The 23,205-nt window shown below is 72.2% G+C and carries 21 protein-coding genes; 13 read left to right on the plus strand and 8 right to left on the minus strand.

Annotated features, from left to right (window positions below):
• Positions 1-210: 210 nt before the first annotated feature.
• Genes KK617_RS04390 through KK617_RS04430 form a run of 9 tightly spaced genes read left to right on the plus strand, consistent with a single transcriptional unit; the run spans position 211 to position 9,140 of the window.
• Positions 211-1,161: an SCP2 sterol-binding domain-containing protein gene (locus KK617_RS04390; RefSeq protein WP_277498332.1), complete on the plus strand. Its 951-nt coding sequence runs from the start codon at positions 211-213 to the stop codon at positions 1,159-1,161.
• 9 nt (positions 1,162-1,170) lie between these two features.
• A complete protein-coding gene (locus KK617_RS04395) occupies positions 1,171-2,004 on the plus strand; it encodes an ABC transporter permease (RefSeq protein ID WP_277498333.1) in 834 nt (277 codons plus the stop codon).
• Between the two features lie 11 nt (positions 2,005-2,015).
• Entirely contained in the window at positions 2,016-2,837 is an 822-nt protein-coding gene (locus KK617_RS04400; RefSeq protein WP_277498334.1) for an ABC transporter permease, read from the plus strand.
• A gap of 4 nt (positions 2,838-2,841) precedes the next feature.
• Entirely contained in the window at positions 2,842-3,918 is a 1,077-nt protein-coding gene (locus tag KK617_RS04405; protein WP_277498335.1) for an MCE family protein, read from the plus strand.
• Position 3,919: 1 nt separating this feature from the next.
• Complete coding sequence (locus KK617_RS04410; protein ID WP_277498336.1) at positions 3,920-4,942, plus strand: MlaD family protein; 1,023 nt, start codon at positions 3,920-3,922, stop codon at positions 4,940-4,942.
• A complete protein-coding gene (locus tag KK617_RS04415; RefSeq protein ID WP_277498337.1) occupies positions 4,939-5,922 on the plus strand; it encodes an MCE family protein in 984 nt (327 codons plus the stop codon). Before KK617_RS04410 ends, KK617_RS04415 begins: the two co-directional genes overlap by 4 nt.
• The gene (locus KK617_RS04420; RefSeq protein WP_277498338.1) at positions 5,919-7,016 is read left to right on the plus strand and encodes an MCE family protein; all 1,098 of its coding nucleotides are present in this window, start codon (positions 5,919-5,921) and stop codon (positions 7,014-7,016) included. Before KK617_RS04415 ends, KK617_RS04420 begins: the two co-directional genes overlap by 4 nt.
• Complete coding sequence (locus KK617_RS04425) at positions 7,013-8,047, plus strand: MCE family protein (RefSeq protein WP_277498339.1); 1,035 nt, start codon at positions 7,013-7,015, stop codon at positions 8,045-8,047. The genes KK617_RS04420 and KK617_RS04425 overlap by 4 nt, the downstream gene beginning before the upstream one ends.
• Before the next feature lies 1 nt (position 8,048).
• Complete coding sequence (locus tag KK617_RS04430) at positions 8,049-9,140, plus strand: MlaD family protein (protein ID WP_277498340.1); 1,092 nt, start codon at positions 8,049-8,051, stop codon at positions 9,138-9,140.
• A 16-nt stretch (positions 9,141-9,156) separates the two neighbouring features.
• On the opposite strand, the gene KK617_RS04435 is transcribed toward KK617_RS04430, so the two are convergent.
• The 3 genes from KK617_RS04435 to KK617_RS04445 form a co-directional block, all read right to left on the minus strand.
• Positions 9,157-9,711, minus strand: coding sequence for a carboxymuconolactone decarboxylase family protein (locus tag KK617_RS04435; RefSeq protein WP_277498341.1), 555 nt, complete (start codon positions 9,709-9,711; stop codon positions 9,157-9,159).
• Positions 9,708-10,595, minus strand: a complete 888-nt coding sequence (locus tag KK617_RS04440; RefSeq protein WP_277498342.1) for an SDR family oxidoreductase — start codon at positions 10,593-10,595, stop codon at positions 9,708-9,710. Before KK617_RS04440 ends, KK617_RS04435 begins: the two co-directional genes overlap by 4 nt.
• Positions 10,596-10,722: 127 nt before the next feature.
• A complete protein-coding gene (locus tag KK617_RS04445; protein ID WP_277498343.1) occupies positions 10,723-11,982 on the minus strand; it encodes a phospholipase D-like domain-containing protein in 1,260 nt (419 codons plus the stop codon).
• Positions 11,983-12,040: 58 nt separating this feature from the next.
• Between KK617_RS04445 and KK617_RS04450 the strand changes: the two genes are divergently transcribed.
• The 3 genes from KK617_RS04450 (at position 12,041) to KK617_RS04460 (ending at position 15,936) form a co-directional block, all read left to right on the plus strand.
• Positions 12,041-12,424: a response regulator gene (locus KK617_RS04450; protein ID WP_277498344.1), complete on the plus strand. Its 384-nt coding sequence runs from the start codon at positions 12,041-12,043 to the stop codon at positions 12,422-12,424.
• Between the two features lie 61 nt (positions 12,425-12,485).
• Positions 12,486-14,615, plus strand: coding sequence for an excinuclease ABC subunit UvrB (gene uvrB, locus KK617_RS04455; protein WP_277498345.1), 2,130 nt, complete (start codon positions 12,486-12,488; stop codon positions 14,613-14,615).
• A 31-nt stretch (positions 14,616-14,646) separates the two neighbouring features.
• Positions 14,647-15,936 carry an MFS transporter gene (locus KK617_RS04460; RefSeq protein WP_277498346.1) on the plus strand — a complete coding sequence of 430 codons (1,290 nt, stop codon included), beginning with the start codon at positions 14,647-14,649 and terminating at the stop codon, positions 15,934-15,936.
• 18 nt (positions 15,937-15,954) lie between these two features.
• Here the strand turns inward: KK617_RS04460 and opgC are convergent, their stop codons facing one another.
• The 5 genes from opgC to KK617_RS04485 are packed head-to-tail and all read right to left on the minus strand — an operon-like array spanning position 15,955 to position 22,609.
• Positions 15,955-18,567: an OpgC domain-containing protein gene (gene opgC, locus KK617_RS04465; protein WP_277498348.1), complete on the minus strand. Its 2,613-nt coding sequence runs from the start codon at positions 18,565-18,567 to the stop codon at positions 15,955-15,957.
• Complete coding sequence (locus KK617_RS04470) at positions 18,537-18,992, minus strand: ATP-binding protein (protein ID WP_277498349.1); 456 nt, start codon at positions 18,990-18,992, stop codon at positions 18,537-18,539. The genes opgC and KK617_RS04470 overlap by 31 nt, the downstream gene beginning before the upstream one ends.
• The gene (locus tag KK617_RS04475; RefSeq protein WP_277498350.1) at positions 18,985-19,317 is read right to left on the minus strand and encodes an STAS domain-containing protein; all 333 of its coding nucleotides are present in this window, start codon (positions 19,315-19,317) and stop codon (positions 18,985-18,987) included. Before KK617_RS04475 ends, KK617_RS04470 begins: the two co-directional genes overlap by 8 nt.
• The gene (locus KK617_RS04480) at positions 19,314-21,335 is read right to left on the minus strand and encodes a glycosyltransferase family 2 protein (RefSeq protein ID WP_277498351.1); all 2,022 of its coding nucleotides are present in this window, start codon (positions 21,333-21,335) and stop codon (positions 19,314-19,316) included. The genes KK617_RS04475 and KK617_RS04480 overlap by 4 nt, the downstream gene beginning before the upstream one ends.
• A complete protein-coding gene (locus KK617_RS04485; RefSeq protein WP_277498353.1) occupies positions 21,335-22,609 on the minus strand; it encodes a GAF domain-containing SpoIIE family protein phosphatase in 1,275 nt (424 codons plus the stop codon). Before KK617_RS04485 ends, KK617_RS04480 begins: the two co-directional genes overlap by 1 nt.
• A gap of 159 nt (positions 22,610-22,768) precedes the next feature.
• Between KK617_RS04485 and KK617_RS04490 the strand changes: the two genes are divergently transcribed.
• The coding region (locus KK617_RS04490) for a response regulator (RefSeq protein WP_277498355.1) at positions 22,769-23,205 on the plus strand (437 nt) is incomplete at its 3' end.

The raw sequence follows: 23,205 nt of genomic DNA on the forward strand, positions 1-23,205 counted from the left end.
TCCCGCCGGGACGTGAGCCACGACACGACACGAGCGGTGCAACGGTTAAGGTGTGACCCGCGTAACCCCAGGGTGAACCCGGCGTTACCCCTGTGACCGCTTGAGGGAGTGGAACGGAGTGCAGATGCCCACCAGTCGTGCCCCGCGGCCGGCGTCACGACGTCGGCAGCCCGGCATCGCGTCCGTCGTCGCGGCCGTCGCGGTGGCCGCGTGAGCGCCCCCGGCGGGCTGCTCGGCGCGGGTGAGCTGCTGGCGCTGGAGGGTCCCGCGCTCCTCGCGGTGCTGCGCGACGCCGACGACGCGCTCGTGCTCGAGCGGGTGACCGGCCCCGACGGGGCCGCCCTGGTCGACGCCCTGGTGGACGCGCTCGTCGACGCCTCGGGCGCCCCGGACGGCGTGGACACCTGCGCCGTCACCTTCGAGCTCACCCGACGCGGTGCGCTGGTCCACCGCCGCACGGTCGTCGTCGACGGCGGCCGCGTGCACGCCACCGCGGGGGGTACGACGGGCCGCCCCGCCGCCGGCCGGCCCGAGGTCGTGGTGCGACTGACCGCCCTCGGCTTCGTCCGCCTGCTGACCGGTCAGGCCGAGGCGGCGCTCGAGCTGCTCGCGGGCCGCCTCGAGCTCGCCGGCGACCAGGCGACGGTGCTCCGGGCGGGTCGGGTCCTGCGCGTCCCGGGCTCGGGCGAGCCCCTCGTCGAGCCCGCCGCCCTCGACCCGCGTGCGGTGTCGTCCGTGCTGCTCGGGGTCCCGACCGGGCACCTGCGCGCGGTCATGGCGGGGCCGTTCCGCGACGTGGTGCTGGCCGAGGTCGCGCGACGCCTGCCGGAGCACGTCAAGCCGCGGCTGCCGGGCCTCGTGCGGCTCACGGTCGTCTTCCGCATCACGGGCGCCGCCGGCGGCGGCCACGACCGCTTCGTCGTGCGCGTCGCGGACGGTGCCGCCACGGTCACCCCGATCACGCCCGACCGCCCGGCGGACGAGGACCCGACCGTCGACCGCGACGCCACGGTGACCTGCTCGGGCGAGGACTTCCTGCGCGTGGCGACCGGCCACCTCAACCCGCTCACCGCCGTGCTGCGCGGTCAGCTGCGCGTGCGCGGCGACCGGGCCAAGGCCCTGCTGCTGAGCTCCGCCATCGACATCCCCCGTCCGAGCTGAGGAGCCCCCGTGTCCACGACAACCCGCAGCCTCCCGGGAGCAGCCCTGGTGGGCGACCTCCGGGGACGGATGCAGGCCGGCATCACCACCACCGGTGCCATGATCATCCTCGCCGTCGAGGCGACCCGCGCGATCTTCGTCGACATCGTCCAGCGCAAGTTCTCGTGGCAGGAGGCGCTGTTCCAGGCCTGGTTCATGACGAAGGTGTCGCTGCTGCCCACGATCCTCGTGGCCATCCCGTTCGGCGTCATCGTGTCGGTGCAGATCGGCGGCATCGCCAACCAGATCGGCGCGATCTCGTTCAGCGGCGCGGTCAACGGCATCGGCGTGCTGCGCCAGGGCGCCCCCCTGGTGACGTCGCTCATGATCGCCGGCGCGGTCGGGTCCGCGCTGTGCTCCGACATCGGGGCGCGCACGGTGCGCGAGGAGGTCGACGCGCTGCGGGTCATGGGCATCAACCCCGTGAACCGGCTGGTGGCGCCGCGGCTGTTCGCGGCCATCGTCGTGGCCCTGCTGCTCAACGTGATCGTGGCGGTGACCGCGATCGGCACCGGCTACTTCCTCAACGTGGGCAGCGGTGATGTCAGCTCGGGCACCTACCTGAACTCGTTCATCTCCTTCGCGCAGCCGACCGACCTGGTGCTCGCGGAGTTCAAGGCGGCCCTGTTCGGCTTCATCGCCACCATCGTCGCCGCCCACAAGGGCCTCAACGCGAAGGGCGGGCCCAAGGGCGTCGCCGACGCGGTGAACCAGGCCGTGGTGCTCAGCTTCATCCTGCTGTCCATCGTGAACGTCGCGGTGACCCAGGCCTACGTCATGCTCGTGCCGCAGCGGATCGCGTGAGGGAGGGACCGATGGCAGCCAAGATCCTCGACGCACCGGCCGACGGGCTCGCCCGGATCGGCGACTTCTTCACCTTCGCCGTCCGTGCGATCCTCGCGATCCGGTACACGCTCGTGCACTACCGCAAGGAGGTGCTGCGCCAGCTGATGGACATCAGCTGGGGCTCCGGCGCCATCATCGTCGGCGGCGGCACGATCGGCGTCATGGTGCTGCTCTCCCTGTCGGCGGGCACCTCGCTCGGCATCGAGGGCTTCAACGGCCTCGAGCTGGTGGGTCTGGCCCCGCTGACCGGCTTCGTGTCGGCGTCGGTGAACACCCGTGAGCTCGCCCCGCTCATCGCTGCGCTGGCCCTGGCCGCCCAGGTGGGGTGCCGCTTCACCTCGCAGCTGGGCTCGATGCGCATCCACGAGGAGATCGACGCGCTCGGCGTCATGGCCGTGCACCCGTTGCGCTACCTGGTGACCACGCGCCTGCTCGCCTCGATGTTCGCCATCCTGCCGCTCTACCTCATCGGTCTGCTCGGCTCGTGGATCGCCTCGCAGCTCTCGGTGGTCGTCGTGTTCGGGCAGTCGTCGGGAACCTACGAGTACTACTTCGACATCTTCATCTCGGGCCGCGACGTCTTCTTCTCGGTCGTCAAGATCGTCGTGTTCGCCGTGCTGGTCACGCTCATCCACTGCTGGTACGGGTTCAACGCCGGCGGTGGTCCTCAGGGCGTCGGAGAGGCCACCGGCCGGGCCATCCGGGCGAGCATCGTCGTCGTCATCCTCATGAACATGCTGCTGACGCTCGCGTTCTGGGGCAACGACCCCGGCTTCAGGATCACGGGGTGATGGCGTGAGCATCTGGCAGGTCCTCAAGGGCAACAACCGCGAGCCCGCCAAGGCGACGCTCGTGCTGCGCGGCACGGCGGGCGTGGTCGTCATCGGCATGGTCGTGGCGCTCCTCGTGCTGGTGGGCCGGGGCGCGTTCGCCGAGCAGTTCGACGGCACCGTCCAGCTCGACAACGCCGGCGGCGCGCTGCGCGAGGGCGCTGACGTGCGCTTCCAGGGCGTCATCGTCGGGCGGGTCCAGTCGATCCAGCACGGCGAGGAGGCGGACGCCGACACGGGCCGCGCGTACGTGGAGGTCGGGGTGAAGTTCGACCCCGAGCTGTCCTCCGACCTGCCGCGCAACGTGCAGGCCCGCGTGCTGCCGGCGACCGTGTTCGGCACGTCGTTCGTCGAGCTCACCTCGCCGCAGGAGACCACCGAGTTCCTGCGCGCCGGCCAGACCATCCCGCAGGACAACAGCGCGGAGACCCTCGAGCTGCAGGAGGTGCTGGACAGCATCGACCAGATCGTCACCGCGCTCGGCCCGGCCGAGCTGGCCACCACCCTGCGCAACCTCGCCCAGGCCCTCGACGGCAACGGCGAGCAGCTGGGACGCACGATCGAGCGTCTCGACGAGTACCTGACCAAGCTGAACCCGGAGTTCCCCCGCGTGCGTCGCAACCTCGAGCTGCTGTCCACCAACCTGGAGGCGTTCCAGCGCTACGCGCCGGAGCTCTTCGCGGCCACCGACGACATCCTCGTCGCCGCCCGCACGCTCGTGGAGCAGGAGCGCAACTTCGCCGCCATCGTCACGAACGGCAGCTCCGCCTTCGACGAGACGCGGGCGCTGCTGACGGAGAACGAGCAGGGGCTGGTCGACATGCTGCTGCGCACCGCGGTCACCGTCGACGTGCTGTACGACGAGCGCGACGACGTGGTCGCCGGGGTCCTGGCCGCCGCCGACTTCGGGCGCGGCTTCACCGAGGCCATGAGCTACGGCCGCTACGTGCGGCTCGACGCCGACCTGGTGCTGACGGGGCCGCAGGCCTACGGGGCGGCGGACTGCCCGTCGTACGGCGACCTGCAGGGACGGGGGTGCTGACGTGACCGGGCTCAAGAGCACGCTGGTCAAGTTCGTCGTCTTCGCGGTGGTCGCGCTCGTGCTGTTCGTCGGGCTGTTCCGCATGATGACGAACACCGTCGGCGGCGACCTGCGTGAGTGGACGGCGGAGTTCACCGCGGTGAGCGGCTTGCGCGAGGGCGACGACGTGCGCGTCGCCGGCGTGAAGGTCGGTCGCGTCGAGTCGATCGAGCTGGCCGACGACAACTCGGCGGAGGTCACCTTCTCCCTGCGCGAGGACCAGCCGGTCTACGAGCAGACGCTGGTCGCGCTGCGCTACCAGAACCTGCTGGGGCAGCGGTACCTCGCGCTGTCGGCGCCCGACGGCGACCGCGGCGACGAGCTCGACGAGGACACCCCCATCAGCCGGGAGCGCACCTCGCCCGGGTTCGACCTCACCGTGCTGCTCAACGGCTTCGAGCCGCTGTTCGAGGTGCTGGAGCCCTCCGAGGTCAACCAGCTCGCGGGCAACATCGTCGCCGTCCTGCAGGGCGAGGCGGGCACCATCGAGTCGCTGCTGCAGAACACGGCGGAGGCGACGGAGTACCTGGCGGGCAAGGACCAGGTCTTCGGGGAGGTGCTGGCCAACCTCACGCCGGTGCTGCAGAACCTCGACGAGCAGTCGGCGCAGTTCGACGCCACCGTCGTGCAGCTGCGCGACCTGATGACCGGGCTCGCGGCCCAGCGGGACGTGTTCGCCAACTCGATCGACAACCTGGGCAGCCTCGTGGCCTCGACCTCCGACCTGCTGGCCGAGATCCGCGCGCCCCTGGCGCGCGACGTCGCCAGCCTCGCCGACACCGCCGCGCTGCTGGCGCGCGAGCAGGACCGGGTCGCCCGGACCGTGGAGTCGCTCCCGCTGCTGCTGGGCGCGTACTCGCGGTCGATGTCCTACGGCGCCTACCTCAACATCTACCTCTGCAACCTGGGCGTGGACGTCGCGGGGGCGACGATCTGGGTGCCGGGCAGCGGGGGCCCCTACTCGGAGGCGTGCACGCCGTCATGAGCAAGCTGAACCTCGCGAACGCGAACCGCTACCGCGTCGGCCTCGCCGGCCTGGCCGTCCTGGCGTTCCTCGCCGCCGTCATCGGCGCGGCGTCGGGCCTGTCGATCGGCACCAAGACCTACTCGGCCATGCTGGAGAACACCGGCGGCATCCGGGTGGGCGAGGAGGTGCAGGTCGCGGGCGTCGGCACCGGCGACGTGACCGACATCGAGCTCGACGGCCAGGCCGTCCGCGTGACCTTCACCCTCGACCAGGACGTCGAGCTGGGCTCGGAGACGACCGTCGAGGTCAAGGTGGCCACGCTGCTGGGCACCCACTTCCTCATGGTCACCCCGGCGGGGGAGGGCGAGCTGCCCGACGACACCGTCCCGATGGCCCAGACCCGCGTGCCCTACAACCTGCAGGACGCGATCGACGGCGCGGTGGGCGAGCTCGACGAGTTCGACAGCGTCGCGCTCGAGCGCAGCCTCGCCGAGGTCACCGAGGTGCTCGACGTGACCGGGGACGACCTCGGGCCGGCGCTCGACGGGGTGCAGAGCCTGTCCGGTGTCGTCGTGCGCCGCTCCGAGCAGCTGACCACCCTGCTGGGCGCGGCCCGCCAGGTCACCCAGCAGCTGAGCGAGTCGACGCCCGACCTCATCGAGCTGATGCGCCAGGGCGACCTGATCCTCGACACCCTGCGGGTGCGGCGCGACGCGATCAACGCCCTCCTGACCGACATGACGGAGCTGGGCACCCTGCTGCGGGGGGTGATCGAGGACAACGAGGAAGCCGTGCAGCCGCTGCTCGCGGACCTCGACACGACGGTGGCGGTGCTGGAGCGGCACGAGGGCGCGCTGAACTCGGCGCTCGAGATCCTCCCCGCGACCGCCCGCTACTTCACGAACAGCGCGGGCACGGGTCCGTGGCTGGCGCAGTACACGCCCGGCGGCCTGCCGGACAACCTCGAGTGCGTCATCGAAAGGGTGTGCGTCCGATGAGCGGGGTCCAGCAGGGCGGGCGGTCACGCCTGCGGGCGCGGACGGCGGCCCTCCTCGCCGGTGGCGTGCTCCTCTCGACCGGCGGCTGCTCCGTCGGGGACGACGGCATGATCGAGGTGACGGCGCAGTTCACCACGACCTCCGGGCTCTTCGTCGGCAACGACGTCGGTGTGCTCGGCGTCCCGATCGGCACGGTCACCGAGATCGAGCCGCGCGGCGAGGTCGTCGACGTGACGCTCGAGATCGAGCCGGACGCCGACCTGCCCGCCAGCGCGGGCGCCCTCGTCATGTCCCGCTCGGTGGCCACCGACCGGTACGTCGAGATGACGCCGGCGTTCGCCGACGGGCCGCGGCTGGAGGACGGCGCCGTCATCCCGGTCGAGCGCACCCGCACCCCGATCGAGTTCGACGAGGTGCTGGAGACGCTGCGCACGTTCAGCGACGGCCTGCGCGGCCCCGACGGCAACGCCGACACGCTGAACCGGCTGCTCGAGATCGGCGCTGGCACGCTGAACGGGCGGGGCGCCCAGCTCAACGAGACGATCCGCCAGTTCGCGCAGGCGGCGGACTCGCTGTCGGCCAACAGCGACGACATCGCGGGCACGATCGGCGACCTCGACGACCTGACGACGCTGCTCGCGGAGAACCAGGGCACGATCAACGAGTTCCTGCTCAGCGTCACCGAGGCGACCGAGCTGTTCGCGGCCGAGCAGGACAACTTCGAGGCGTCCCTCGTCGCCCTGAGCGACGCACTCGCGGCGCTGGGCCGGTTCTCGGTCGAGAACCGCTCGGCCATCGCGACGACGACGCGGGGCCTGACCGGTGTGCTCGAGAACCTGGCGGCCCACCGCGCCCAGCTCGAGGAGACCATCGAGATCGGGCCGATGGCCTTCACCAACGTCGGCGACGCGGTCACCGACGAGAACCGTCTGCTGGTCAAGCTGCCCCCGCAGTACTTCTCGCCGGTGCAGCCGGTGACGGAGGCCCTGTGCGGTGCGCTCGCGTCGCTGCCGCTGGACGTGTGCGCGCAGCTCGGCACCAGCCCGGACCTGCTGGCGCTCCTGCGCCAGCTGGGAGGACTGCTGACGCCATGAGCCCCTTCCCCCGCACCACCCGGCCGCTGCGCCGCGGCACCACCGCCCTGGTGGCGGTGACCGCCGTCGCGATGGCGGCGGCCGGCTGCAGCCGCGTCGACAACCTGCGGCCCACCGCTGCCGGCGCGGACCGGTACCAGCTCACCGCGAGCTTCTCCGACGCGCTCAACCTCCCCGACGGCGCCACCGTCAAGGTCGACGGCGTGCAGGTGGGCAAGGTCGTCAAGATCGAGCCGGACGACTACCGGGCCCGCGTCACGATGGCGATCGACGACGACATCGAGATCCCCTCGACCTCGCGCTTCCGGCTGCGCTACACCACGGCGCTGGGCGAGGTGTACGTCGAGATCACGCCGTCCGGCGAGGGCGAGCTGCTCGCGGAGGGCGACACCGTCGACGACGCCAGCACGGCCGTGGCCCCCAGCGTGGAGGACGCCCTGGCGTCGGCCTCGCTGCTGGTCAACGGCGGCAACCTGGGCCAGATCCAGACCATCGTCAGCGAGCTGAACACGGCGCTCGACGGCCGCGTCGGCGCCACCCAGAGCCTCCTGGAGCAGACGGACATCTTCCTGGCGGAGGCGCTCGCCTCCACCCAGGAGATCGACCGGGTGCTCGACGCGCTCTCCGCGGCCTCGGCCACGCTGGACGCCCGCGAGGAGACGATCAACGCCGCGCTGCGGGACCTGCGCCCCGCCGCGCAGACGCTGACGGAGAACACCGACGACCTCGCCGCGCTCCTGCGCTCCGCCGACGCGCTGGCGATCACCGCCGACGACCTGGTGGTGCGCACCCGGGAGGACCTGGTCCTCATCGTCGACGAGCTGGGCCCGGTGCTCGACACGGTGCTGGCCGCCGAGGGCGAGCTGCTGCCCGCCCTGGACGACCTGGCGACGTTCTCGGCCACCCTCGACGACCGCACCCCGACGGACTACCTCAACCTGTACTTCAAGCTGCGGGTCGACTCCGTCCTCACCTCACCGCTGCCGGGGCTGGGCGACCTCCTCGGCGGCTCGACGCCGAACGGTGGCTGACATGTCCCGCCTCCTGCCGAGCAAGCTCGTGCTCAGCGTCATCGGCCTCGTGGTCGTGTTCGCCGTGACGCTGGCCTACATGCTCACGTCGGTCCTCAACCTGCCGCTCACGGGCCGGCCGGCGAGCATCTCCATCGACCTGCCGCGCAGCGGCGGCCTGTTCGAGGGGTCGGCCGCGTCGTACCGCGGCAGTCGCGTCGGGACGGTCGACACCATCCGGATCAACCCCGAGGGGGGCATCACCGCGACGGTGAGCCTGTCCGAGGGCACCGAGATCCCCGAGTCGACGCAGGCCCAGGTGCGGAGCCTGTCGCCGGTCGGCGAGCAGTACCTCGACTTCCGTCCGGAGGACGAGGAGGGCCCCTACCTCACCGACGGCGACCGGATCTCGGCCGAGGCCGTCGACATCCCGGTGTCCTTCGCGGAGGCCGCCGAGAGCCTCAACGGGTTCATCCGGGTGATCGACGAGGACCAGCTGCAGCTGGTGCTGGCCGAGCTCGGCGCAGCCACCGACGGCGTCGGTGACGACCTCGAGACCCTGCTCGACGCGACCGACAACCTGTCGGCCACCCTCGACGCCGCGTTCCCCGAGACCCAGCGCCTGCTGACGAACGGCCAGACGGTCGGCGAGCTGCTCGAGGGCAACATCCCCCTGCTCGAGCGGTTCTCGACGGCGGCGGCCTCGATCTCGGCCTTCCTGCGCGACTTCGACCCGCAGTTCCGCGAGATCCTGGGACGCACCGGCGCCGACTTCGCCAACGTCGAGCTGCTCGTGGCCGACCTCCGGCCGGTGCTGCCGCCCCTGCTGACCCAGCTCAACACGCTGGGCCAGGTGGTCTACGAGCGCGAGCCCCACCTGCGCGCGCTGCCCGACGCGCTGTTCTACGGCATGAGCCGCTTCGCGAGCGCCTTCGAGGGCGGATGGCTCAACGTCGACCTGTGGCTGCAGGGCGCCCAGGAGTGCGACTACCGCGAGTACCGCGGCGACCCGCGCTCGACGGACCGGCTGGAGACCTACGTCGACGGTCGCTGCGCGATCGGCGGCCCGGTGCGTCGCGGCGCGCAGTACGCGCCGCCGCCGCTCGACCGCTGACCCGGTACGCCGGGGCTCAGCGCCGCCGGCGGGGGGCGTCGGGCTGCACGCGCAGGGCGTGGAGCACGAGCGCGAGCATGTCGTAGTGCCCGACGAGGAGCAGCAGCTCGACGGCGCAGCGGTCGCCGAGCTCGGCCTGCACCGCGGCCCACGTCTCGTCGTCGAGGTCGCGGTCGCGCACCAGGGCGTCGGTGGCGCCCAGCAGCAGCCGCTGGCGCGGGGTCCAGCCCTCGGCGCCGGGGCCGTCGGCGACGCGCGCGACCTCCGCCTCGCCGAGACCGGCGCGCCGCGCCAGGCGGCGGTGCTGGGTGAGCTCGTACGCGCTGCCCGCGAGGGTCGCCACGCGGAGGATCACGAGCTCGGTGTCGCGCCGCGGGAGCCGGCCGCCGGGCATGAGGCGACCCGCGAAGTGCAGCCACCCCCAGAACAGGCCCCGGGTGCGCCCCAGCGTGAGGAACACGGCCGGCGGCTCGGTCCCGGTGAGGCGCCCGGCGGCGCGGGCCAGCAGCCAGGCGGGCACGCCCACGTCCCGGCGCCCACCGGGTGCCACGCGGGGCGGGGGAGCGCTCACGCGGCGTCCTGACGCCGGGCGCGCCCGACCTCGGGCAGCGCGGCGTTGGCGGCGCGGTGGAGCACCGTCATCGCCAGGCGGTAGCCGGGCGGGAAGAGGCGCTGCAGGAGGTGGAGCAGACGGATGTCGCTCGAGGTGTAGACCCAGAACCGGCCCTTCCGGACGCCCGCGACGATGGCCTCGGCCGCCTGCTCGGGCGTGACGGCGTGGCTGCGGAACCGCCGGAGCAGGCGTCGGAAGCGCGGGGTGGTCGTGTCCACGCCGGCGATCTGCACCGTCTCGGTGAGCGGCGTCGCGACCCCGCCGGGGCACACCAGGCTCACCCGGATGCGGTGCGGGGCGAGGTCGAAGCGCAGCACCTCCGAGACGCCGCGCAGACCGAACTTGCTCGCGCTGTACGCCGCGTGCCACGGCATCGCGATGATGCCCGCGGCCGACGCGACGTTGACGAGGGCCCCGCCCCGTCCCGCGTCGACCATGGGCGGCACGAGCGCCTCGATGACGTGGACGGGGCCCATGAGGTTGACCTCGACCATGCTGCGCCAGTGGTGCCCCTCCAGCGAGCGGACGGTGCCCCAGGCGGAGATGCCGGCCACGTTCATCACCACGTCCATGGGGCCGTGGGCCGCGGTGAGGTCGGCGCCGAGGGCGAGCACCGCCGTACGGTCGGAGACGTCCGCGGCGCGGACCAGGCCGACCTCGCCGCCCGCGGCGCGGACCTCGGCGGCGACGGCGAGCAGGGGCTCCTCCCGCAGGTCCGTCAGGTGCAGGCGGGCCCCCTCGCGCGCGACGCGCAGGGCCACGGCCCGGCCGATGCCGCTGGCCGCCCCGGTGACGAGGACGTCCCGACCGGCGAGCTCGAACGTGCGGCGCCACGGCCCCATGGTGGGTCTCCTCCCCGTCGACCGGGCCGCGCGGACGTTCGTCGGCGCCGGGGCCCGGGTCGGCCCAGCCTCGCACGGTGGCAGCCCGGGGCGGAAGGGTGCGGTACGGAAGGGTGCGGGGCGGGGGTCAGAGCAGCGGGCGCAGGGGAGCGAGGACGAACTCGGTGAACTTGCGGTGGGCCGAGCGGGCCTCCCACTCGTCGCCGCGCAGCTCCCAGCTGTGTCCCTGGTCGGAGAGGAAGATCTCCTCCATGGTGGCGGCGAACTCCTCGTCGATGACCTCGACGTTGATCTCGTAGTTGCCCTGGAGGCTGAGGCGGTCGACATTGGCCGTGCCGACGGTGGACCAGCTGCCGTCGATCGTCGCGGTCTTGGCGTGGACCATCGCCTCGCGGAATCGCAGGACGCGGACCCCCGCCTCCAGCAGCTGGGAGAAGTAGCCGCGCGAGATCCAGTCGGCCACGATGTGGTTCGACTTGTGCGGCAGCAGGATGCGCACGTCGACGCCCCGGTGGGCCGCGCGCACGAGGGAGTCGACGAAGTCCTGGTCGGGGATGAAGTAGGCGTGGGTCATCCAGATGTTGTGCGTGGCCCGGTCCATGGCCTCGAGGTACATCGAGCGGATGGGGAACATCCACAGGCGCGGGATGTTGCGGTGGAACCGGATGCGGGGCTCCCACACCGACGCGGTCTCGAGCAGCAGGGGCCGCTCGCTGCTGCGGAAGCGCTTGCGGCGGTGCAGGTTCCAGAAGTCGGCGAACGTGCGGGTCAGGTCCCACACGCCGGGGCCGGTGATCCGCACGTGGGTGTCGCGCCACTCCGTGGCGTAGGGCGCGCCGATGTTGTAGCCGCCGACGAACCCGGTCTCGTCGTCGACGACGAGGATCTTGCGGTGGTCGCGCCCGTAGCGCCGCAGGTCCCAGAAGCGCAGGCCCGCGCCGTACACGGGGTAGGGGAGCACCTTGATCTCCGGCGGGAACCGCTTGAACCGCGGGTCGACCACGAGGTTCGCGAAGCCGTCGTAGATGCAGTAGACGTCCACCCCGCGGGCGGCCGCGTCGACGAGCGCCTGCTTGAAGCGCTCCCCGACCTCGTCGCCCTTCCAGATGTAGGTCTCCAGCAGGATCCGGCGGCGCGCGCCCGCGATGGCGGCGAGCATGTCGTCGTACAGGTCCTGGCCGAAGGTGTAGGTGGTGACGGTGCCCTCGCCGATCTCGACGGTGGTCGGCGACGTGGTCGGGAACGGCTTGGGCTTCTTGCCGCGGCGGCGGTAGGAGTCGACGAACGTCATGCCGAGGGCGAGCGCCAGCTGCACCCCGAGGAGGGTGAGCAGTGTGCGCCGCAGCACGCGGAGGATACGGTCGGCACCGGCGCTGCGTGATCTCACGAGCGACAATCTAGCGAGGTCGGCGCCCGCCGACCGCCCAGGGAGGGAAGAGGTGGCGATGGCACGCCGAGGACGAGTGCTGGTCGTGGACGACGACGGGGACATCCGCGAGCTCGTCGCCCTGGTGCTCGAGCGCCTGGACGTCGAGGTCGAGCAGGCCTCCCACGGCCTGCAGGCCCTCGACCTGGCCCGCTCCAACCCGCCCGACGTCGTCACCCTCGACCTCGGCCTCCCCGACATCGACGGCATCGAGACGTGCCGGCGCCTGCGCGAGTTCAGCGAGGCGTACGTCGTGATCCTCACCGCCCGCGAGGAGAAGGCCGACCGCGACTCGGGCGCGGAGCTGGGCGCCGACACGTTCATGTCGAAGCCGTTCTCGCCCCGCCAGCTGCGCGAGGTCGTCGGCGCGGCGCTCGCCGAGCGGGGCCTGTCGACGGGCTGAGCCCGCCCCGGGGCGCGCACGCCGGACGGTCCTGTCGGTGGCGCGTCGTACGCTCGCACCCATGCGACCCGTCACCGATCTCGAGCGCCGGGTGGCGCCGTTCCAGGTCGTCTCGGACTACCAGCCGGCCGGCGACCAGCCCGCCGCCATCGCCGAGATCTCCCGCCGCATCGACGCCGGCGTGCAGGACGTCGTGCTGCTCGGCGCGACCGGCACCGGCAAGACCGCCAGCGTCGCCTGGGTGGCCGAGCAGGTGCAGCGCCCGATGCTCGTGCTGCAGCCCAACAAGACGCTGGCCGCGCAGTTCGCGAACGAGCTGCGCCAGCTGTTCCCCGACAACGCGGTGGAGTACTTCGTCTCCTACTACGACTACTACCAGCCCGAGGCGTACGTCCCGCAGACCGACACGTACATCGAGAAGGACTCCTCGATCAACGAGGAGGTCGAGCGGCTGCGCCACTCGGCGACCAACTCGCTGCTGACGCGTCGCGACGTCATCGTGGTCTCGACGGTGTCGTGCATCTACGGCCTCGGCACCCCGCAGGAGTACGTCGACCGCATGCTGCGGCTGCGCGTGGGGGAGGAGCGCGACCGCGACTCGATCCTGCGCCGGCTCGTCGAGATCCAGTACACGCGCAACGACCTGGCGTTCACGCGGGGCACCTTCCGGGTGCGGGGCGACACCCTCGAGATCTTCCCGGTCTACGAGGAGCACGCCGTGCGGGTGGAGTTCTTCGGCGACGAGATCGAGCGGCTCATGTCGCTGCACCCCGTGACCGGCGAGATCCTGACCGAGGACGAGGAGCTCTACGTCTTCCCGGCGAGCCACTACGTCGCGGGTCCCGAGCGCATGGAGCGGGCCATCAAGGGGATCGAGCTCGAGCTGGCCGACCAGCTCGAGGTCTTCGAGGGCCAGGGCAAGCTGCTGGAGGCCCAGCGCCTGCGGATGCGCACGACGTACGACATCGAGATGATGCGCCAGGTCGGCTCGTGCTCGGGCATCGAGAACTACTCGATGCACATGGACGGGCGCGCCCGGGGCACGGCCCCGAACACGCTGCTCGACTACTTCCCCGAGGACTTCCTGCTCGTCGTGGACGAGTCCCACGTCGCCGTGCCGCAGATCGGCGGCATGTACGAGGGCGACATGTCCCGCAAGCGCAACCTCGTGGACCACGGGTTCCGCCTGCCCAGCGCGATGGACAACCGGCCGCTGCGCTGGGAGGAGTTCCTGGAGCGGATCGGGCAGACGATCTACCTGTCGGCCACGCCGGGCAACTACGAGCTCGACAAGGTCGGCGGCGACGTCGTCGAGCAGATCATCCGCCCGACCGGCCTGGTCGACCCCGAGGTCATCGTGAAGCCCACGAAGGGCCAGATCGACGACCTCATCGGCGAGATCCGCACGCGCGTCGAGCGCCAGGAGCGCGTGCTGGTGACGACGCTGACGAAGAAGATGTCGGAGGACCTCACCGACTACCTGCTCGACGCGGGCATCCGCACGCGCTACCTGCACTCCGAGGTGGACACCCTCAAGCGCATCGAGCTGCTGCGCGACCTGCGGCTCGGGGCCTACGACGTGCTGGTCGGCATCAACCTGCTGCGCGAGGGCCTCGACCTGCCCGAGGTGTCGCTCGTGGCGATCCTCGACGCCGACAAGGAGGGCTTCCTGCGCTCCGACAAGTCGCTGATCCAGACGATCGGGCGCGCGGCGCGCAACGTCTCGGGTCAGGTGCACATGTACGCCGACCGCATCACGCCCTCGATGGCGTCGGCGATCGACGAGACGAACCGCCGCCGGGAGAAGCAGGTCGCCTACAACGTGGCGCACGGGGTCGACCCGCAGCCGCTGCGCAAGAAGATCGCCGACATCACCGAGATGCTGGCGCGCGAGGACGAGACGACCGAGGCCCTCCTGCAGACCTGGGCCGACGTGGGGCAGAAGGGCCGGGCCGGCGGGGTCAAGCCCCGCAAGGCGCCCGTGCCGGTGCTGGGCGACCAGGCCGTGGCCGACCGGGTCGCCGGCGCGGCGGGCCTGCCGAGCGCCGAGCTCGCCCAGCTGGTCCAGGAGCTGTCGGAGCAGATGAAGACCGCGGCCGCGGAGCTGCAGTTCGAGCTGGCGGCGCGCCTGCGCGACGAGATCTCGGACCTGAAGAAGGAGTTGCGCCAGATGATGGAGGCCGCGAAGTGAGGGTCCGCGCCGCGGCGTAGGATTCGTTGCAATGAGCAACGACCCGGCCGCCGGACGGCTGCGCCCCTACGTCGTGTGGGGCCTCGGTCTCGCGATCTACCTCCTCGCCGTCTTCCACCGCTCCTCCCTCGCCGTCGCCGGTCTCGTGGCGCGGGAGCGCTTCGACATCAACGCGTCGCAGCTGGCGAGCTTCGTCATGCTCCAGCTGCTGGTGTACGCCGTGATGCAGGTCCCCGTCGGCGTGCTCGTCGACCGCTTCGGCTCGCGGCAGGTGCTGCTGTGCGGCCTGGTGGTGCTCACCTGCGCGCAGGCCGGCTTCGCGTTCGCCGAGACCTACGCCGTCGCGCTGCTGGCCCGGGTGTTCGTGGGCGTCGGCGACGCCCTCGTCTTCATCTGCGTGCTGCGCCTCGTGTCGTCGTGGTTCCCCCTGCGGCAGGTGCCTCTGATGAGCCAGCTGACGGGCACGCTCGGCCAGCTCGGGGCCGTGGTCGCCGCCGTGCCGATGACGCTGGCGCTGGGGGCGTTCGGGTGGACCCGCACCTACCTGGGCGCCGCCGCCGTCGGCATCGTGCTGCTCGTCGCGCTGCTGGTGCTCGTGCACGACACCCCGACGCGGCGCTCGCTGCGCGGGCCGGCGCTGTCCCCCCGCGACACCCTCACCGGTCTGCGCGAGGCGTGGCGGCACCCGGGGACGCGCCTGGGCATGTGGATGCACTTCATGACGCCCTTCAGCGCGAACGCGCTCGGCACGCTCTGGGGCTACCCGTTCTTCGTGCAGGGGGAGGGCCAGGACGAGGCCGTCGCCGGGCTGCTGCTCACGCTCATGGTGGTCGCGGTCATGACTGCGGGGCCCGTGCTGGGCTGGCTCGTCGGCGCGTTCCCCTACCACCGCTCGACCATGGCCATCGGCATCGTGAGCGCGATGGTCGTCATGTGGGCGGTCGTGCTCGCGTGGCCGGGCGACGCCCCGCTGGCCGTGCTCGTGCTGCTCGTCGTGGTCGTCGGCGTCGGCGGCCCGGCCTCGATGATCGGCTTCGACGTGGCCCGCACCTCGAACCCCCTCGAGCGGCTCGCGAGCGCGACGGGGCTCGTCAACCAGGGCGGCTTCTACGCCACCCTGCTCCTGGTCGTCGGCATCGGCCTGGTGCTCGACTGGCGCACCCCGGGGGACGGCGCGACGTACACGCCCGAGGCGTTCCGCTGGGCGATGAGCCTGCAGTTCCTGCTCTGGGGCGTCGGGCTCGTGCAGGTCTGGCGCTACCGCCGCTCCGCCCGCGCGCACCTGCGCACGAGCGAGGCGACGGCCGCCGTGCCCACGTAGGCCCCGTCCGGGTCCGGCTCAGCGCGGGATCACGGAGAACAGGAACCGCTTGCGCACCATCAGCCAGATGAGGGCCAGCACCGCCGTGTGCACGAGCGTGCCCTGCCAGATCGAGCCCCGGTCCAGCCCCGGGATGTTGCCGACCGCGAGCACGAAGAACACGTGCACGATGAAGACGTAGAGGCTCGAGGAGCCCAGCGGCGTCCAGAACCAGCCGATCACCTTGTCGATCGGCTTCCACATCGTCGTCAGCACCGCGTAGGCCACGATGATCATGAGCGCGAGGTCGAGCAGGCGCCCGGGCTGCAGGAACACCCGGGTGTAGGCGTTGTCGTAGAGCCAGCCGTAGGCCCCCTCCGGGAACGGCGAGGCCGAGTAGCCGTACGTGTGGGCCAGCCACAGCCACACCAGGCTGCCGGCGTAGCCGAACACGAAGACCGCGCAGCCGATCTTCCCGGCCCGGGTCAGCAGCGCCCGGGTGATCTGGCGCCGGTAGACGCCGAGCACCAGTCCGTGGGTGAACGCGATCTGCCACGTCGGCAGGGGGAACACGGCCTCGAACTGCGAGGGCAGCGGGTGGACCTCGTCGAACGCGTTCCAGATGTAGAGCCCCCAGGAGATGGCCAGCAGCAGCCACCACAGCCCGCGCTTGACGAGGAACATCAGCACCGGCAGCAGCAGGCTCAGCACCACGAACAGGCCCATGATGTTGAAGACCCAGGGCCCCATCTCCAGCAGGAGGAACTGCCGCACCGCGTACCACGGCGGCGGGTAGTCGAAGAGGCGGGGCGCGTTCGCGTACAGGTCGTAGACCTGCCCCGTGACGACCTCGCCGTCCTCACCGGTGCCGCGGTCGGTGAACGTGGTGATCACCGTGGCGTCGATGAACGGCACCAGCCCGAGCAGGTAGACGAGCATGACGACGACGAGCGCCACGACGTACTGCTTGCGGGCCCGGCGCCACATCGTCACCGCGGTCGGCCACTCACCGAGCTTGCGCACGGTGGGCAGGTAGATCATGCCGAGCACGATGCCGGAGAGCAGCACGAACATCTCGGCGCCGGTGATGGCGCCGATCGCGTTGAGGGTGATGTAGGAGTACGGGCTCGCCACCTCGATGTGGGTGATGACCACCGCCAGGATGATCCACCCGCGGAACAGGTCGAGGCGCTTGTCGCGCGGGTCGTCCTCGTCGGGGTAGCGCCACGAGGGCAGCCACCGCCCGGCCGGGCCCGCCAGCGCGAAGAGCACGGCGAGCACGGCGACGCAGAAGACGATCCAGCCCATCTCGGCGCCGATGTCGTCCGCGTCGGGCAGGCGCCCCTGGGCGGTCGCCTCGTTGCCCGCCTCCTGGTCGAGGACACGGGTGACCGGCCCGAGCCGGGTGTCGGAGTCGAGCAGGTCGGGACGCAGCGCCGCGGTCAGCTCGTCGGTGCGGGTCGCGCGCCAGTCGACGGTGCGGTCGTCGGCCTCGGCCTCCGGGCGGCGCTGCTCCAGCCACGAGTAGCCCCGCACGAGGGGGTAGTCGGCCTCGGCCTCGAAGACCTGGCGCCACCACGTCTGCTTGATGTCGAGCTCGGGGTCGCCGGCGTCGTCGGGGATCCACAGCGCCCCCGTCTCGACCAGCATCGGCAGCTCGAACTCCTCGGCGAACCGCTCGTAGAACGGGGTCCGCTCGCCGTCACCGACGTAGTTGAACTGCTCCTCGAGGCGGTCGCGGTAGGCGTCCTCGGCGGGCACGCGGTCGAGCTCGAAGCCCTCGCTCGTCTCGACGTCGCCGGTCTCGCCGCCCTCGGTCGGGTCGAGGTCGTTGTCGATGCGACCCCGGTCCGGGCCGAAGTGGTAGAGCGTCAGGCCCACCCAGTCGACGGCCTCGGGGCCCGGCCAGTACGGGCCGTACGGGTCGTCGCCCTCGTCGAGGCGCCCGCTGCCGTCGGTGTCGAGCTCGGCGACCTCCGCCAGCCGGTCCGGGTCGACGTCGCCGTAGGCCGCGCCGTACGGGTAGCCCGCGCCGTACACCGGCGACCAGACCATGGCCGCGTGCGGCGTGGCGTCGTGGACGGCGTCGGCGACGGTGCGGAAGGCCTCGACGTACGAGCGGGGCTGCTGGCCCCAGCCGTACCAGGTGCCGTTCATCTCGGGCGCGAACCGCACGAGGAAGTAGGTGTCGAGGTCGTCGTGCAGCTCCACGAGCTCGTCGGCCAGGTCGGCGGCGTGCGCGTCGGTGAGGTCCACGAGCGGCATCACCGGCTCGAGGCTCACGACGGCGACCGCGCCCTGGGTCGCGGCCTGCTCCACGAACTGGCGCAGGTAGGTGCGGTCGTCGTCGCCGAGGGGGTAGTTGACGCGCTGGGTGTACAGCGACGGCGTGCGCCCCAGCCGGCTCGCGTAGTCGGCCGCCGAGTCCTCGGTCCACGTCAGGCCGGGACCGAACCAGGGGCTGCCGGCGGGCGGCAGCTCCGGGGGAGCGTCGTCGTCGGCGGCACCGGCGGGCGGGGCCGCCGAGACGAAGGACAGCAGGGTCAGCAGGAGCCCGAGGCAGGCCAGCACGACCGGGGTACGGCGGAGCGCACCCGACGCGGAGGCCCCTCCCGGGGCGCTCAGCCCCGGGGCGCGCACCGCAGCGTCCACACGTTCCGCCCCTCGACGCGCTCGTAGCCGAGCTCGTCGAGCGCGGCGAGCGCCAGGGCCAGACCCCGGCCGCTCTCGGCGTCCTCCCCGGGCATCGTCACGTCGCTCAGGTCGAGCGCCGCGGGCTGGCCGTTGTCGCTGATGGTGCCGAGCAGGCCGTCGTCGACGCGGCGCACCTCGAGCGTCAGCCGGCGCCGCCGGGGCTCCTCGTCGGCGGCGTACGCGTGCTCGACCACGTTGCCGAGGATCTCCATCGCGGCCATGACGAAGCGCAGCCGCTCGGCGTCGCCCACCTCGGGGTGCTCCTCCCACGCCTGGTCGAGGGCGTCGTGCGCGTCGTCGAGGGCCGAGGGCTCGGCGGCCAGGTCGAGGAGCAGGACGCGCGCGCCGTCCGCCTCGTCACCCTGGGGGGAGCGCTCAGACATCGAACGCGCTCTCCACGTCCGCCCGCGGGCGCAGCACCTTGTCGATGTTGGTCAGCTCGAAGACCGACAGCACCGCCGGGGTCGGTCGGGCGATGCGGAGGTCGCCACCCGCCTGGCGCGCCGACTTGAGACCGCTGATGAGCGCACCGAGCCCCGAGGAGTCGAGGAACGTGGTCTCGGCGAGGTCGACGACGACGCGGTTGGTGCCGCCCTCGATGACCCCGTTCAGCGTCTCCCGCAGCTGCCGGGCGGCGACCATGTTGAGGCGCCCGTGGGGCACCACGACGGCGATCCCTCGGTCGGTGCTGACGTCGATGTCGATCATCGGTCTCCTTCGCTGGCGGGGGAGGTGGGCGGCAGGGCGGTCCCGGCCGCGCCGTCGGGCTCGTCGGGGGCCTCGGCGGTCTCGGAGGCGTAGCCGCGGTAGCGGACGGCCCGGATGATGACCGAGAAGATGACCAGGTCGAACACGACCCAGACCAGGTTGAGCGACGTGCCGAGCACCGAGGCCTGGCCGACGGCCAGGCGGACGACGCCGACGACGGCGGCGAGGGTGAGCAGGCCCATCGCGATCAGCTGCGGACGCACGAGGTCCCAGCGCAGCCGCTCGTCCTCCTTGCGCACCTTCGGCGTCACGGAGAAGTCGAGGTCGCGCCCCAGGAACACGTTGCCGAAGGCGGACGTGACCGACTTGATCCACACCGGGAAGAGCGCGAGCGAGTACTGCTGGCCCCGCCACGTCGGACGCCCGGCGGCGGCGACGAAGAACAGCAGCTGGTTGACGACGAGGAACGGCACGAGGCGCAGGAAGAAGTCCGAGCTGAGCGCCTGCACCGGCAGCACGCCGATCGTCAGGTAGACGACGGGCGCGGCGATGTAGACCAGCGCGGCGAAGCCCGAGAGGTAGCTCCACATCGTCGCGAAGTACATCAGCCGCTGCGGCCAGCGCAGCCGCTTCTGCACCAGCGGGTTCTCCCGGAACATGACCTGCGCGGTGCCCTGCGCCCAGCGCAGCCGCTGGGTCAGCATCGACTCCAGGTCCTCGGGCGCGAGCCCGTGCGCCAGCACCTCGTCGTGGTAGACGGTGCGCCATCCGAGCCCGTGGATGCGCATGCACGTGGCCATGTCCTCGGTGACCGAGATGGTGGCCATCGGCATGATCGGCATGGCCTCGTCGGATCGGTCGACGTCGACCGCGCGCACGAGCGCCTCGACGGTCTCGATGGCGCCGAGCGGGGAGAGCGCCCGGGCCGTGACCCGGTCGATGCTCTCGAGGCTGACGGTGGCCAGCGACTGGTCGGAGGCCTCGGCCAGGCCCTCGAGCTGCGAGATGACCTCGAGGTCGGCGGCGACGAGCTGCATGTCCTCGGCGACCAGGCGGCGCCGGATCTCGCCGATGCGGTGCTGGAACCGGTAGGTGACGTCGAGCAGCGCCTCGCCCCGCGCGATCTCGCGGCGCGCGCGGTTCACGTCGTACAGCACCTCGTCGAGGGCCTTGGCGACCGCCGTCTCCTCGGGGCCGAGCTCCTTGCGGGCGCGGGCGACGACGGAGCGAGCGGAGCGCAGGGCGCGGTTCACGCCGACGCCGACCTCGTGCACGTAGCGGGCGATGCCGACCTGCATGAGGGCCTCGCGGCGGATGACGGCGTTGGAGCCGCAGAAGAAGGCGGAGTTCCAGCCGTCCTTGCCCTGCTGGATCGGGCCGTAGAAGAGGGGCGCCTGGCTGCCGAGCGGGTCGTCCTCGGGCACGTTCACGAAGTACTGCGGGGTCTGCACGAGCCCCACCTCGGGATCGGTGAAGTAGCCGAGGGTGCGGTCGAGGATGTCGGGGGAGGGCACCTGGTCGGCGTCGAGGATGAGGAGGAACTCGCCGTCGGTGGCCTGCAGCGCGTTGTTGAGGTTGCCGGCCTTCGCGTGGCGGGGCATGCCCGCCCAGTCGCCGGATCGGGTGATCCACCCGATCCCGAGCTCCTCGGCCAGGCGCCCCATCTCCGGGCGGTTGCCGTCGTCGAGGATCCACGTGCGGTGCGGGTGGCGGATGGCCACCGCCGCGACCGCGGTGCCGCGCACGAGGTCGATCGGCTCGTTGTACGTCGTGATGAAGACGTCGACGGTCGCGTCGGGGATCGGCGGCGGCGGCTCGCCCCGCTCCTTCAGCCGCCACATCGCCATGCCGAACAGCAGCGAGTCGACGAGGCTGTAGGTCTCGGCGATGACGAGGGGGACCGCGATCCACCACGCGGACCAGTGGACGGAGAAGAGCCACCGCCAGGTGACGTAGTTGATGCCCAGCAGCGCCGTGACGAGGACGATGACCCGCAGGAGCAGCAGCCGCCGCGACATCACCCCTCCTCCGCCTGGCGGAACACCGCCAGGACCGTGACGTCGTCCAGGGGGGTGCGCTCCCGCGCGAGCCGCCGGACCGCGTCGAGCAGGCCGTCCGGCGACTCCTCCGCGCGCACGAGCCGGGCCAGCTCCGGCCACGGGGTCTCGGGCGCGTCGAGGAGGTCGAGCACGCCGTCGCTGATGACGACGAGGCGGTCACCGGGGCCCACCGTGGTCGTGTGCTCGCTCCAGTGGTCGTCGGGGAAGACCCCGAAGGGGCGGTCCTGCCCGGTCAGCGTCGTCCACGACCCGTCGGGGTGCACCACCGCGGCGAGCCCGGAGCCGGCGTCGACCCAGCGGGTGTAGCCGTCGTCGAGGTCGACCGCGGCCTCGAAGACCGTGAGGAAGGCGCCCGCGCGCTCCAGGTCGGGGGTGAGGCTCCGCGCGACCTGGGTGGCGGTGACGCCGAGGTCCGCCCCCGCCGTCACCGCGGCGTGGGTGCTGCGGATCGCGGCGCGCGCGCCGGCGCCGAGGAGCGCGGCACTGGTGCCCTTGCCCATCACGTCGCCCACCCCGAGGTGCAGCACGCCGCTGCCGACGCCGTGGTCGAAGAAGTCGCCGCCGACGGCCAGGGCGGGCAGGCAGGTGCCGGCCGCCCGCCACGGTCCGTGCGAGACGGGCTCGGCGGGCAGCAGCGACGCCTGCACCTCGCGGGCCTGGCCCATCTCGGTCGACGACACGAGCTCGTGCTGCGCCCACGCGGCGAGGTCCGCGAGGTCGGCGCGACCCTCCTCGTCGAGGTCGCGCGGGGCGTCGTCGAACAGGCACAGCGTGCCGACGACGTTGCCCAGGTGGTCGGTGAGCGGGTGGCCCGCGTAGAACACGATGCCGCCGTCACGGACGATGTCGAGGTCGGCGAACCGCTCGTCGTCGCGGGCGTCGTGGACGACGAGCAGGTCGCCGAGCGCCTGGGTGGTGTCGCAGAAGGTCTGGGACCGGGGGAGCGTGCGCAGGTCCGTGCCCTGCGCGCTCGGCAGCCACGCGCGGTCGCGGTCGAACAGGGTGATCGAGGTGGCGGTCACGCGGAAGAGCTTGCGCGCGACGCGGGTGATCCGGTCCAGCTGCTCGCTGCCGGAGCCCACCACGTCGCTCACCCCGTCCACGGCGCGCTGCAGCGCGACGTCGCCGGGTTCGTCGTGCCGGCCGGGCTCGTCGTGCCCGTCCTCGCCGTCGTGCCCCGACGCCGTCGACCCGGGATGGGTCGACGGGGTGCCCTGACGCTCGTCCTGCATCTGCCGCTCCTCGAGTAGGTGCCCCCACGGCACCAGCGGATCGTGCTCGCTCCACGCTAACGTGGAACCTACCGCGCAGGTCACGACCGGTGCCGACGCGGCTCGCCGGGTACCGGGGCGGTCGGGGATGCACCAGATGCACGAGGGAGGCGCACGGGCGTGACGGAGCAGACGGGACGCACGGTCCTGGTCGTGGACGACGACGAGGACATCCGGTTCCTCGTGGTGACGGTCCTCGAGGAGGCCGGCTACACGGTGCTGGAGGCGTCGACCGGCGCGGAGGCGGTCGAGGTCGTGCGGCGCGAGCAGCCGGACCTGGTGACCCTCGACCTCGGCCTGCCCGACATCGACGGCATGGAGACGTGCCGGCGGCTGCGCGCGTTCAGCGACGCGTTCGTCATCATGCTGACCGGTCGCACGGACGAGTCCGACCGGCTCGCCGGCCTCGACGTCGGCGCGGACGACTACATGGTCAAGCCGTTCTCGCCCCGCGAGCTCCGCGCCCGGGTGGGCGCGTTCCTGCGGCGCTCGCGCCCCGCGGTGGCGGCCACGCCGGCCGGCACGACGGCCGCGCCCGCCGCACCGGCCGGGGCGTC

This window comes from Nocardioides sp. ChNu-99 (assembly GCF_029493445.1).
Lineage (GTDB): Bacteria > Actinomycetota > Actinomycetes > Propionibacteriales > Nocardioidaceae > Nocardioides.

Bases quoted from the DNA above. Each gene is read 5' to 3' on its own strand.
- KK617_RS04400 (WP_277498334.1), top strand. From the start codon at position 2,016: ATGGCAGCCAAGATCCTCGACGCACCGGCCGACGGGCTCGCCCGGATC.
- KK617_RS04415 (WP_277498337.1), top strand. From the start codon at position 4,939: ATGAGCAAGCTGAACCTCGCGAACGCGAACCGCTACCGCGTCGGCCTC.
- KK617_RS04420 (WP_277498338.1), top strand. From the start codon at position 5,919: ATGAGCGGGGTCCAGCAGGGCGGGCGGTCACGCCTGCGGGCGCGGACG.
- KK617_RS04425 (WP_277498339.1), top strand. From the start codon at position 7,013: ATGAGCCCCTTCCCCCGCACCACCCGGCCGCTGCGCCGCGGCACCACC.
- KK617_RS04430 (WP_277498340.1), top strand. From the start codon at position 8,049: ATGTCCCGCCTCCTGCCGAGCAAGCTCGTGCTCAGCGTCATCGGCCTC.
- KK617_RS04440 (WP_277498342.1), bottom strand. From the start codon at position 10,595: ATGGGGCCGTGGCGCCGCACGTTCGAGCTCGCCGGTCGGGACGTCCTC.
- KK617_RS04450 (WP_277498344.1), top strand. From the start codon at position 12,041: ATGGCACGCCGAGGACGAGTGCTGGTCGTGGACGACGACGGGGACATC.
- uvrB (WP_277498345.1), top strand. From the start codon at position 12,486: ATGCGACCCGTCACCGATCTCGAGCGCCGGGTGGCGCCGTTCCAGGTC.
- KK617_RS04460 (WP_277498346.1), top strand. From the start codon at position 14,647: ATGAGCAACGACCCGGCCGCCGGACGGCTGCGCCCCTACGTCGTGTGG.
- KK617_RS04470 (WP_277498349.1), bottom strand. From the start codon at position 18,992: ATGTCTGAGCGCTCCCCCCAGGGTGACGAGGCGGACGGCGCGCGCGTC.
- KK617_RS04475 (WP_277498350.1), bottom strand. From the start codon at position 19,317: ATGATCGACATCGACGTCAGCACCGACCGAGGGATCGCCGTCGTGGTG.
- KK617_RS04480 (WP_277498351.1), bottom strand. From the start codon at position 21,335: ATGTCGCGGCGGCTGCTGCTCCTGCGGGTCATCGTCCTCGTCACGGCG.
- KK617_RS04485 (WP_277498353.1), bottom strand. From the start codon at position 22,609: ATGCAGGACGAGCGTCAGGGCACCCCGTCGACCCATCCCGGGTCGACG.